The 11438-nt window shown below is 59.8% G+C and carries 9 protein-coding genes and 1 pseudogene; 1 reads left to right on the top strand and 9 read right to left on the bottom strand.

What is annotated here, in order from left to right; all coding sequences use genetic code 11:
- A pseudogene (gene cca / locus ACFE0K_RS01845) lies at positions 1-710 on the bottom strand (multifunctional CCA addition/repair protein); the annotation flags it as partial.
- Positions 711-1087: 377 nt separating this feature from the next.
- Between cca and ACFE0K_RS01840 the strand changes: the two are divergent.
- Positions 1088-2005, top strand: coding sequence for a DMT family transporter (locus ACFE0K_RS01840; RefSeq protein ID WP_434534442.1), 918 nt, complete (start codon positions 1088-1090; stop codon positions 2003-2005).
- A 167-nt stretch (positions 2006-2172) separates the two neighbouring features.
- Here the strand turns inward: ACFE0K_RS01840 and ACFE0K_RS01835 are convergent, their stop codons facing one another.
- The 8 genes from ACFE0K_RS01835 to ACFE0K_RS01800 form a co-directional block, all read right to left on the bottom strand.
- Positions 2173-3693: a SpoVR family protein gene (locus ACFE0K_RS01835; RefSeq protein ID WP_434534441.1), complete on the bottom strand. Its 1521-nt coding sequence runs from the start codon at positions 3691-3693 to the stop codon at positions 2173-2175.
- Positions 3690-4973, bottom strand: coding sequence for a YeaH/YhbH family protein (locus ACFE0K_RS01830; RefSeq protein WP_434534440.1), 1284 nt, complete (start codon positions 4971-4973; stop codon positions 3690-3692). The genes ACFE0K_RS01835 and ACFE0K_RS01830 overlap by 4 nt, the downstream gene beginning before the upstream one ends.
- A 172-nt stretch (positions 4974-5145) precedes the next feature.
- Positions 5146-7068 carry a PrkA family serine protein kinase gene (locus tag ACFE0K_RS01825; RefSeq protein WP_434534439.1) on the bottom strand — a complete coding sequence of 641 codons (1923 nt, stop codon included), beginning with the start codon at positions 7066-7068 and terminating at the stop codon, positions 5146-5148.
- 386 nt (positions 7069-7454) lie between these two features.
- Positions 7455-8261, bottom strand: coding sequence for a symmetrical bis(5'-nucleosyl)-tetraphosphatase (locus ACFE0K_RS01820; RefSeq protein ID WP_434534438.1), 807 nt, complete (start codon positions 8259-8261; stop codon positions 7455-7457).
- A 111-nt stretch (positions 8262-8372) separates the two neighbouring features.
- Positions 8373-8750, bottom strand: coding sequence for a Co2+/Mg2+ efflux protein ApaG (gene apaG, locus ACFE0K_RS01815; protein ID WP_434534437.1), 378 nt, complete (start codon positions 8748-8750; stop codon positions 8373-8375).
- Positions 8751-8826: 76 nt separating this feature from the next.
- Positions 8827-9621 carry a 16S rRNA (adenine(1518)-N(6)/adenine(1519)-N(6))-dimethyltransferase RsmA gene (gene rsmA, locus ACFE0K_RS01810; protein WP_434534436.1) on the bottom strand — a complete coding sequence of 265 codons (795 nt, stop codon included), beginning with the start codon at positions 9619-9621 and terminating at the stop codon, positions 8827-8829.
- Positions 9618-10592, bottom strand: coding sequence for a 4-hydroxythreonine-4-phosphate dehydrogenase PdxA (gene pdxA, locus ACFE0K_RS01805; protein ID WP_434534435.1), 975 nt, complete (start codon positions 10590-10592; stop codon positions 9618-9620). The genes rsmA and pdxA overlap by 4 nt, the downstream gene beginning before the upstream one ends.
- Positions 10593-10675: 83 nt before the next feature.
- Positions 10676-11438, bottom strand: a 763-nt coding sequence (locus ACFE0K_RS01800; protein WP_434534434.1) for a peptidylprolyl isomerase, incomplete at its 5' end; no start/stop codon positions are given.

Genomic DNA, 11438 nt, shown 5'->3' with positions numbered 1-11438 from the left:
TCCAGGCACAGCCAGTGCTGTACCAGCGTATCCACTTCCGGATGCGGTTGTTCCGGTTGCGGAACGCCGTCCAGAGCGGCCAATTCCGGTAATAACACCTGCAGGGCGCCACAGGCATGCAATACCTGAAAGAAGACCTGGGGGTCGCGTTCCATCAGCGCCCGGCTGGTTTCCTTCCAGACCCGTTCCGGCACCAGATAATCCAGCTCGCCGCTGTCAGCCAGCTGTCGCATCAGCGCCAGGGTGTCATCGGCTACCCGAAAACCGAGCCAGTGGTAGCGGGCAGCAAACCGTGCCACCCGCAATACCCGCAGGGGGTCTTCCGCGAAGGCGGGGGAGACATGGCGAAGCAGGCGGGCCTTCAGATCGATACGACCGTTGAAGGGATCAAACACCTGGCCGCCTTCTTCCTGAGCCATGGCGTTGATGGTCAGGTCGCGGCGCACCAGATCGTCTTCCAGGCTCACATCCGGGGCCGCATGGAAGGTGAAGCCGCCATAGCCGTGGCCGGACTTGCGTTCGGTGCGGGCCAGGGCGTATTCCTCCTGGGTTTTCGGGTGCAGAAAGACCGGAAAATCCTGCCCCACCGGGCGAAAGCCTTTGGCCTGCATCTCGTCGGGTGTGGCGCCGACGACCACCCAGTCCCTTTCTGTCACCGGCAGTCCCAGTAAGGCATCCCGCACGGCACCACCGACCAGATAAATTTTCATCTTGTGCGCTCTCGTTATCTTGGACAGAATGGTCGCATGCTTTCTATCGTACTGAAACTGAACTCTCTAGTCGCAGATCACTGTGCACGCAAATGGCGTGCGCAGGGACCGCGGCTGTGTGACTGAAAGTTTCAGTTCTGCAAAAAGGCCGCAGTGTCCCTGACCTGCGGCCTTTTTTCGTTTTAGGGGGTTGCAGGTCGTAAACCAGCTGCAAGCTTCAAGCCACAAGCTACAACACGGAATAGGTTTTTCTGTCCGATATTGCTGAGGCCGCGCACATACATTCGTTCGCGGCTGTTGTCGTCAGAATAAAAGGCAGACCGAGACCGCGTTGTAGCTTGCAGCTTGAAGCTTGTGGCTCACTCAAGGAGAACGACATGCCAACCCTGGCAGCGTATTTGATCGTAGTGGCGGTGTGGGCAACCACGCCGCTGGGGATTAAATGGAGTGGTGATGCCATGGCACCGTTGGCGGCAGCCGGTGTGCGTATGGCGATTGCTGCGCTGCTGGGCTTGATGTGGCTGTGCTGGAAGCGTCAGCGCCTGCCGCTGCATGGTCGCGCTGTGCTCAGCTATACCGTTGCCTTGCCGGGTATTTTCGGTGCCATGGCGTGTAGCTACATGGCGGCCACACACCTGCCTTCCGGTCTGATCTCGGTGATTTTCGGTCTGGCCCCATTACTCTCCGGGCTGATGATGCAATCTTTGCCGGGCAGCGTGCGACTGAATGGCTGGCACTGGAGCGCCTGCCTGCTGGGTTTGTTCGGGTTGGCACTGGTGTTTGATGAAAGCCTGGCGGGCCTGCTGGCCGGCGCGGATCTGGGTGAGCGTGGTACCGGGCTGCTGTGGATGTTGTCTGCGGTGACCCTGTTTGCAGGTGGCGGCATTGCCGTGCAGCGGGTGGGCGCCGGTCTGCAGCCCATGCAGCAGACCGTCGGCGGCCTGATATTGTCATTGCCGTGCTACGCATTGGCCATGCTGATTGCCGGCCAGTCCTTTGCCTATAGCGGTGATCTGCGCGGGCTGTCGGCCATTATCTATCTGGCCGTGTTCGGTTCTCTGCTGGGCTTCTATTGCTACTTCCAGATCCTGTCACGGCTGCCCGCCGCCACGGTGGCGCTGGTCACACTGATTACGCCGGTGTTGGCGCTGGCGCTGGGCAATCTGCTCAATGGCGAGAGCCTGGGCAGCATGGTGCTGATCGGTGCCGGGGTGATTGTGCTGGCCCTGTCCCTGTTTGTGCTGGGGGACCATCAGGTGCGTCGGCAACTGAAACAGTTTCACGTTGAAAGTTGAAAGTGGCAACGCGATCCGGGCTTTTTGCCAATCGGGAAGGATATTGGCCGCGTTCAGTCTGGGTATTCGCGATGCGAGCATCGCTTCCCACAAAAAAACTCTGTGGCTCAAGCACTACACTGTGGGAAGTGATGCTCGCATCGCGAAGGGGTTGAGGACTGTTAGCGTTACGAGGAAGCTTCAGGCACGGGCTCCGGGGGCATGCTGTAGCGGTTGACCACGCTGCCGTTTTCCACGCTTTCCAGATGCACGTCGAACTGCCACAGCCGGTGCAGGTGACGCAGGACTTCTCGTGCGCTGTCATCATCCAGAGGTCGGCTGCTGCTGCGTTGGTGGCGCAGGGTCAGGGCACGGTCGCCATGGATGTTGGCGCGCACGATCTGGATGTTGGGCTCCTGAATGCTCAGGTTGTACTGCTCGGCCAGGGCGTCGCGGACCTTGCGGTAACCCTGTTCATTATGAATTGCAGCCACTTCCACATAGTCGTTGTGCTCGTCATCGTCGATCTGGAAAAACTTGAAGTAACGGATCAGTTTCGGTGACAGAAACTGCTGAATGAAGCTCTCATCCTTGAAACTCTCCATGGCAAATTTCACCGTCTCGACCCAGTCGGTGCCGGCAATCTCCGGAAACCACTCCCGGTCCTCGTCATCCGGGTTTTCGCAGATGCGGCGGATATCCTGGAACATGTTGAAACCCAGCGCATAGGGATTCATGCCGCTGTAGAAGGGGGCGGTAAAGGGCGGTTGATAGATCACCTGGCTGTGGTTTTGCAGGAATTCCAGCATGAAGCCATCGGTGACCAGGCCCTTGTCGTAGAGATCGTTGAGAAGGGTGTAGTGCCACAGGCATGCCCAGCCCTCGTTCATGACCTTGGTCTGGCGTTGCGGGTAGAAGTACTGGGCCATCTTGCGCACGATGCGGATGATTTCCCGTTGCCAGGGTTTCAACAGGGGGGCATTTTTCTCGATGAAATAAAGCAGGTTTTCCTGTGGCTCAGCCGGGAAGGTGCCGTCTTCCTCGCGCCGTTGAGTAGCCGGCTGCAACTGCGGAAAGGTGCGCCATAACTCGGAGACTTGCTTCTGCAGGGACTCTTCCCGTTCGCGCTGGCGGCGTTTTTCCTCCACGGCGGAAATGGGGGAGGGCCGCTTGTAGCGATCTACCCCGTAATTCATCAGGGCATGGCAGGAGTCCAGGGTTTCCTCCACGGCTGTGACACCGTGGCGCATTTCGCACTCGGCAATGTAGTGCCGCGCGAATACCAGGTAATCGATGATTGACGAAGCATCGGTCCAGGTCTTGAACAGGTAATTGTTCTTGAAGAAGGAGTTGTGTCCGTAGCTGGCGTGGGCGATCACCAGGGCTTGCATGGCGATGCTGTTTTCTTCCATCAGGTAGGCAATGCACGGGTCGGAGTTGATGACGATTTCATAGGCCAGCCCCATCTGCCCACGCCGGTAGCGGCCCTCAACTTCGACAAACTGTTTGCCGAAAGACCAGTGGTTATAGCCCACCGGCATCCCCACCGAGGAATAGGCGTCCATCATCTGCTCGGAAGAAATTACCTCTATCTGGTTCGGGTAGGTGTCGAGGCCGTATTTGTTATGGGCAATATCCGCAATTGCCTCGTCATAGCGGGCCAGCAGTTCGAAATCCCAGTCGGACCCTTCGGAGAGATAGCGGGTCATGCTTCCTCCATGCGTTTCTTGAACAGGTGCCGGAACACCGGGTAGATCTCGCCGGGCTCATCAATCTGCGCCATGGAGAAGGCGGCCGGGTGTTTTTCCATGATGTTCTGATAGTGGTCCCAGAGGGCCTGGTGGGCACGGGGCATGACTTCCACGTAGGAGAAGTACTGCAACTTGGGTAGCAGTTCTTCTTCAATCAGTCTGGCGCAGGCCGGGGAGTCATCATTCCAGTTGTCGCCATCGGAGGCCTGGGCGGCATAGATATTCCACTCCGCCACCGGATAGCGTTCGTTGATGATATCGCGGGTCAGCTTCAGGGCGCTGGAAACGATGGTGCCGCCGGTTTCCCGGGAGTAGAAAAACTCTTCCTCGTCCACTTCCTTGGCGCTGGTGTGGTGGCGGATAAAGACCACCTCGATCTTTTCGTAATTGCGCTGCAGGAACAGATACAGCAGCAGGAAAAAGCGTTTGGCCAGGTCCTTCATGTCCTGATTCATGGAGCCGGATACATCCATGATGCAGAACATCACCGCCCGGCTCACCGGCACCGGCACTTTCACATGATGATTGAAGCGCAGGTCCACGGTATCCAGAAAGGGAATGCGATCCAGGCGCCGTTCCAGCTTGGCAATCTGCTCATCCAGTTCCTGCAGGCGTGCCTGGCGTTGCGGTGACTGGTCCTGTTGCAGTAGCTCCTCGCGTTCGGATTTGCAGTCGCGAAGGCGCCGTCGGGTGGCGGCGGTGAGTGCCCGGCGGCGCATGGAGGCCTGGCGCATGGAGCGGACAATATTGATCTTGGCGGGCATGCCCTGGCTGACAATGCCGCCATGTTTGGTCTGGAAGGTCTGGGCGCCTTCCAGGTGTCGCTTTATCAGGTTGGGAAGCTCCAGGTCCTCGAACAGGAAGTTGAGGAATTCCTGCTTGTCGATTTCAAAGGCGAAGGCATCATCACCTTCTCCCTGATCGCTGGCCTGGCCATCGCCGCTGCCCTGTCCGCCTCCGCCTTCCGGTCGCATGATTCGGTCGCCCTGATGAAACTCCTTGTTACCGGGGTGAACAATACTGCGCTGGCCACCTTCGCCATGATGAAAAATGGGCTCGGACAGGTCCTTGCGGGGAATATTGATACGCTCGCCCTGTTCCATATCCTGAATGGAACGACGATTCACCGCATCATTGACGGCTTCACGGATGTGCTTGCGGTAACGACGCAGAAAGCGCTGGCGATTTACGGTGCTTTTGCGCTTGTCGTTCAGGCGGCGATCAATGATGTAGCTCATAGGCTTCCTCCGGAAGCGGCTTCATGCAACACGCGACACGCAACAACGCGGGACAGGCATGGAGCGGCTGCTGGCTCTGCCGCCGCGATTCCAGTTAGGCGCGGGCAGATGCCTGAAAAATGCGCCCGCTTTTCCCGCGTTGTGGCGTGAAGCGTTTTGCGTGTCGCAGCACTTACTGCGCCTTGCGAACTCGCAGGTACCATTCGGATAGCAGGCGTACCTGTTTTTCCGTATAGCCTCGGGAGACCATGCGCTGCACGAAGTTACTGTGCTTGCGCTGATCGTCTTCGCTGCCCTTGGCATTGAAGGAAATCACTGGCAGCAGGTCTTCGGTGTTGGAGAACATTTTCTTCTCGATCACATCGCGCAGCTTCTGGTAACTGAGCCAACTGGGGTTCTTGCCATTGTTGTTGGCGCGGGCGCGGAGTACGAAGTTGACCACCTCGTTGCGGAAATCCTTGGGGTTGGAGATGCCCGCGGGTTTTTCAATTTTCTCCAGGTCCTCGTTGAGGGCCTGTCGGTCGAAAATCTCGCCGGTGTCCGGGTCGCGGAATTCCTGATCCTGAATCCAGAAATCGGCGTAGGTGACATAGCGGTCGAAGATGTTCTGGCCATACTCGGAATAGGATTCCAGGTAGGCAGTCTGGATTTCCTTGCCGATAAATTCCACGTAGCGCGGTACCAGATATTCCTTGATGAAGCGGCGGTATTGCTCCTGACGCTCCTGGGGGAATTGCTCCTGATCAATGCGCTGCTCAAGTACATGGATCAGATGTACCGGGTTGGCCGCCACTTCGGTGTGGTCATAGTTGAAGACCTTGGACAGGATCTTGAACGCGAAGCGGGTGGAGAGGCCGTTCATGCCTTCGTCGACGCCGGCCATGTCATGGTATTCCTGCATGGACTTGGCATGGGGGTCCACGTCTTTCAGGTTCTCGCCGTCATAGACACGCATCTTGGAATAAATACTGGAGTTTTCCGGTTCCTTGAGGCGGGTCAGAGTGGAGAACTGGGCCAGCATGTGCAGGGTATCCGGTGCGCAATGAGCATCGCGCAGGCTGGAATTTCGCAGCAGCTTTTCGTAGATCTGCATTTCTTCGGTGACACGCAGACAGTAGGGCACCTTGACGATATAGACCCGGTCGATAAAGGCTTCATTGTTCTTGTTGTTCTTGAAGGTGTGCCACTCCGCTTCGTTGGAGTGGGCCAGCACGATCCCGTCGAAGGTGAGTGCGCCCATGTGTTCGGGGACGTTGTAATTGCCTTCCTGGGTGGCGGTCAGCAGAGGATGCAGCACCTTGATCGGTGCCTTGAACATTTCCACGAATTCCAGAATGCCCTGATTGGCCCGGCACAGGCCGCCGGAGAACGAATAAGCGTCCGGGTCGTCCTGGGCGAAGTCTTCCAGTTTGCGGATATCCACCTTGCCCACCAGGGCAGAAATATCCTGGTTGTTTTCATCACCCGGCTCGGTCTTGGCGACGGCGACCTGGTCGAGAATGGAGGGGTAACGTTTAACGACCCGGAACTGGCTGATATCGCCGCCGAATTCATGCAGTCGTTTTACCGCCCAGGGAGACATGATGGTGCGGATGTAACGGCGCGGGATGCCGTACTCCTCTTCCAGGATCGGGGCGTCTTCCTCCGGGTCGAAAAGGGCCAGGGGAGAGTCGTTAACCGGGGAACCCTTGATGGCGTAGAAAGGCACTCGTTGCATCAGCGCCTTGAGCTTTTCCGCCAGGGAAGACTTGCCGCCGCCCACCGGGCCGAGCAGGTAAAGAATCTGTTTCTTTTCTTCCAGGCCCTGGGCGGCATGGCGGAAGTAGCTGACGATATTCTCGATCACCTCTTCCAGGCCGTAGAACTCGTCGAAGGCAGGGTAGCGACGGATGACCTTGTTGGAGAAGATGCGTGACAGGCGTGGGTCTTTGGCGGTGTCGACCATTTCCGGCTCGCCGATGGCCATCAGCATGCGCTCGGGAGCGGTGGCGTAGGCGCTGGGGTCGCGTTTGCACAGGTCCAGGTATTCTTCCAGCGACATCTCTTCCTGCTGGGTACTCTCAAACCGGGCCTGGTAGTGGCTGATAATGCTCATGCCTGCTTCCTCCTGGCGGAACCAACAATGGTCACAACAAAACTACATGCGGTGCGTGTCCTTGATAGATGCCTTGACCACTTTTACTGATTAATAAAAAAAGTCGCGTAAATAAAAAATGAAAGTGGGCGCTCGTTACTGCAGGCCTGACCGTGCAGTCACGCCTTTAGCATGTAGCCAAACGGCAGATGAAGTCAAAGCGGAAGGAAAATTTTTTTTGCAGAAAAAGGATGAAGTGTGGCGAATGCCTGACAGGACGGCTGGCGAGCCACAATGGGCGGCAAGGGAGAAGCAAAAACCGTTCTGACAAGCGAAGGTAACTGGCGGATTGCCATCAATTTCCGGAGGGTATTACCGGGAGGAAAAGTGCCAGCCAGCGCCGAGAGTCAGCAGTGGCAGGCGATTCGGGTCAGATCGTCCAGGCGCAGGGCGGTGAGGCTGCCACCCCAGACGCAGCCGGTATCCAGAGCGTCTACGTTTGCCACGTCAGTGCGGCCTTCCAGTGCCGCCCAGTGGCCGAACAGGATGCGGGTGTCGGTGGCCTGACGATGGGGATGCTGGAACCAGGGCATGAAACCCTCCGGGGGGGCATCGGCTTCGCCCTTGCTACCCAGATCCAGGTCCCCGCCCAGGTTCACAAATCGCATGCGGGTGAAATGATTGGTGATCACCCGCCAGCGTTCCGCGCCCTGCAGGGCATCGTCCCAGCCCGCCGGCTGGTTACCGTACATGTTGGCAAAATACTCGCCCACCTGCGGGCCGCGCAGCACCTGCTCCACTTCGCGGGCCCGTTCCCGGGCTTGAGCCAGTGTCCATAGTGGCGGAATGCCAGCATGGGTCATCACCGCCTGATGTTCCGGGATATCCACCAGTAGCGGGCAGTCCTGCAGCCAGCCCAGCAGGGCGTCGCGGTCCGGTGCCTCGAGGATATCCGTCAGAGTGTCCTTGCGGCGGCTGTCGGTGCTGCCCTGAGCCACCGCCAGCAGGTGCAGATCGTGGTTGCCCAGTACGGTGTGCACATTATCGCGCAGCTCATGAACCCGGCGCAGGGTGCCCAGGGAGTCCGGGCCCCGGTTGACCAGGTCGCCGGCCAGGAACAACCGGTCGCGATCCGCATTGAAGCCGATGCGCTCAAGCAGACAGTTGAAAGGTTCCAGGCAACCCTGCAGATCACCGATGGCGTAATCGCTCATAGGGAGCCTCCGGCGCCAGCTTGCACGGACCATGCAACATGCAACACGTAGGCTGGGACCGAAGTGGGGTGTCTCTCGTGTTGCGTGCTGCCTGTCAGCGTGCGGGCGTTATCAATGCAACGCATGCGGTACCGCCAGGGTAAACATGGGAACGTGTGCGTCGAAGTGTGTGCCATCTTCCCCAATCATCTGGTAACTGCCACGCATACTGCCAACCTCGGTTTCCAGGATGGCACCGCTGGTGTAGGAGAACTTCTGGCCCGGGGCGATGTGGGGCTGTTCGCCGATGACGCCTTCGCCGTGGACTTCCTGCACCCGGTCTTCACCATCGGTAATGATCCAGTGACGGGTCAACAGGCGGGCGCTGACAGTGCCTTCGTTGCGAATGGTGATGTGATAGGCAAACACCCAGCGCAGGCTGTCCGGATCGCTCTGATCGGGGAGAAACTCGGTATCTACCGAAACCTGGATATTGTGGCGCGGGGTCATGTTGGCTCCGTTGATGTGAATCTCTCTGAATGGATTGTGGGCCGATGTGGCCAGGCTCCGGTGCAGCAGAGGCCGGTCAGCCCTTGGCGGTGTCCGGCCCGGTGATATTGGCCAGGGTCACATAGTCTGCCACGGAGAGCTGGTCCGGCCGGAGGCCAGCGTCAATGCCCGCCTGTTCGAACTGCTCCAGCGTTACCTGTGATTTTAGACTATTGCGGATGGCCTTGCGTCGTTGAGTGAAGGCCTGGGCCACCAGCCGGCGCAAGTGCTCTTCGTCGTCCGCCGGGTGGGGCGGGCTGGCATGGGGAATCAGCCGGACCACGGCGGAATCCACCCGAGGGGGCGGGCTGAAGGCTTCCGGGGGCACAAAGAACAGGTAATCCGCCTGGCAGTGGTACTGCACCATGATCGACAGGCGCCCCCAGTCACGGGTGCCCGGGCTGGCGGTGAGCCGGTCGACCACTTCTTTCTGCAACATGAAGGTCATGTCGCTGATGGCGTCTGCCTGGCTGAGCAGGTGGAAGATCAGCGGCGTGGAGATGTTGTAGGGCAGGTTGCCGATCACCCGCAGTGGCTTGTCCGCGGGCTTCAGGGTGCGGAAATCGAAGCGCAGGGCGTCGCTTTCGTGGATGGTCAGCCGTTCCGGGCTGTTTTCCTGGCGCAGCAGGGCGATCAGGTCCCGGTCCAGCTCCACCACATGCAGGTGAGGCATTTCTTCCAGCAGCGGGTAGGTGAGCGCGCCGCGGCCGGGACCGATTTCCACCAGGGTGTCGCCCTGCTGCAGCCCCAGGGTGCGCACCATGCGGTCCACCAAATTGCGGTCATGCAGAAAGTGCTGGCCGAAACGTTTGCGGGTGCGGTGTTCTGTCATGTGGCGGCAAGCTCCAGAGCGAGTCGGGTGGCGGCGATCAGGCTGCCGGCCTTGGCCTTGCCGGTGCCGGCCAGGTCGAAGGCGGTGCCATGGTCCACGGAAGTGCGGATAAAGGGCAGCCCCAGGGTGATATTGATGGCTTCGCCAAAGCCGGCGTACTTGAGTACGGGCAGGCCCTGGTCGTGGTACATGGCCAGCACCGCATCGTGCTGTGCCAGCAGGTCCGGCTGAAAGGCGGTATCCGCCGGCAGCGGGCCGGTGAGCGCCATGCCCCGGGCGCGCAGGGCGTCCAGGGTGGGGATGATCACATCCAGCTCTTCGCGGCCCAGATGGCCGCCTTCGCCGGCATGGGGGTTGAGCCCGAGCACCAGAATGCGGGGTTCATCAATGCGGTACTTGCCGATCAGGTCGTTGCGCAGAATGGTCAGGGTGCGGGTCAGGCTGTCTGGGGTTACTGCCTGGGACACCTGACTGAGCGGCAGATGAGTGGTCACCAGGGCCACCCGCAGTTCGCGGGCGGTGAGCATCATCACTACCTGGTCCACTCCGGCCTGTTCGGCGAGAAACTCGGTATGGCCGGTAAAGGCCGGGTCGGCACCGTCGCAGATCACATTTTTTGCCACTGGGGCGGTGACCATGGCGGCAAAGGTGCCGTCCAGACAGCCCTGAGCGGCACGGGTCAGCATAGTGATAGTGCCGCTGGCGGTAGTCGGGTCCGGTTTGCCGGCAGTGACCGGCGCCCCGGCCGGGGTGTGCCAGACCGGCAGGGTGCCCGGCGTCAGCGGTTGACCTGGCTGCCAGTCAGAAAGCGGCGCATCCAGGCCCAGTTGTGTGGCTCGATGGGCCAGCACGTCACGATCGCCGATGGCCACAAGGGCGGCATCCGGGAAGGATGCCGGCAGGGTCAGGACCAGATCGGGGCCGATGCCTGCGGGATCGCCGCAGGTGATGGCAATGGGGCGGGTCGGCATGGGCTAGTACCCGCCATTGAGAAGAGAGTGCAGAGTGCCGGGGGTAGTCCGTGTTGCCTGTTGCATGTTGAATACACGCATTTTCACAACCGAATATCCACGTAGGATTCGCTGCGCTGCTCCTGCAGCCAGGTTTCCAGCTCTTCCTCGAAACGGCGCTTCTGCAGGGCCTGGGTGGCCTGCATGCGACGGAATTCTTCGCTCATGTCCGCGTCGCGAGTGTCGTCCACGCGCAGGAAGTGAAAGCCGAACTGGCTCTCGAACACCGGCGACAGCTCGCCCACCGGGGTATTGAGCATCATGTCCTCGAATTCCGGCACCATCTCGCCCTGGGTGATCCAGCCCAGCTCGCCACCGTTACGGGCACTGCCCGGATCGTCGGAATGCTCGGCTGCCACGGCGGCAAAGTCTTGCTGGCCTGAGGCAATGCTGTCGTGCAGGCGCATGGCTTGCGAACGAGCCTCCTGGACACTGGTCAAGGCATCGGCCTTGATCAGTACATGACGGACCTGGTACTGGGTGACCACTTTTTCGATGCCGCCCTTGCGGTCCATCAGCTTGATGATATGGAAGCCGGCCCCGGAGCGCAGCGGCTGGGAAATCTCGCCCTTGCTCATGTCGATGGCGGTTTCTGCGAACAGGCTCGGCCATTGGGCCGCCGGGCGCCAGCCCAGGTCGCCGCCTTCCATCGCGTTGGGACCGTCGGATGCCGACGTGGCCAGTTGCTGGAAGTCACTGCCCTGATTTAGGCGTTCCACGATGCTCGCGGCTTTCTGCTTGGCGGCCTGGACTTCCTCCGGGCTGGCGCCGGCGGGGAGCCGCACCAGAATATGGCCAAGGCGGAAG

It is taken from the genome of Alcanivorax sp. (assembly GCF_051117345.1).
In the GTDB taxonomy this organism is placed as follows: domain Bacteria; phylum Pseudomonadota; class Gammaproteobacteria; order Pseudomonadales; family Alcanivoracaceae; genus Alcanivorax.
The sequence above is the reverse complement of the archived record's forward strand: the minus strand, read 5'-3'. Positions and strand labels throughout refer to the sequence as shown.

What these genes read in the sequence shown, in the direction of transcription:
- ACFE0K_RS01840 (WP_434534442.1), top strand. Translation starts at nt 1,088, where the DNA reads ATGCCAACCCTGGCAGCGTATTTGATCGTAGTGGCGGTGTGGGCAACC.
- ACFE0K_RS01835 (WP_434534441.1), bottom strand. Translation starts at nt 3,693, where the DNA reads ATGACCCGCTATCTCTCCGAAGGGTCCGACTGGGATTTCGAACTGCTG.
- ACFE0K_RS01830 (WP_434534440.1), bottom strand. Translation starts at nt 4,973, where the DNA reads ATGAGCTACATCATTGATCGCCGCCTGAACGACAAGCGCAAAAGCACC.
- ACFE0K_RS01825 (WP_434534439.1), bottom strand. Translation starts at nt 7,068, where the DNA reads ATGAGCATTATCAGCCACTACCAGGCCCGGTTTGAGAGTACCCAGCAG.
- ACFE0K_RS01820 (WP_434534438.1), bottom strand. Translation starts at nt 8,261, where the DNA reads ATGAGCGATTACGCCATCGGTGATCTGCAGGGTTGCCTGGAACCTTTC.
- apaG (WP_434534437.1), bottom strand. Translation starts at nt 8,750, where the DNA reads ATGACCCCGCGCCACAATATCCAGGTTTCGGTAGATACCGAGTTTCTC.
- rsmA (WP_434534436.1), bottom strand. Translation starts at nt 9,621, where the DNA reads ATGACAGAACACCGCACCCGCAAACGTTTCGGCCAGCACTTTCTGCAT.
- pdxA (WP_434534435.1), bottom strand. Translation starts at nt 10,592, where the DNA reads ATGCCGACCCGCCCCATTGCCATCACCTGCGGCGATCCCGCAGGCATC.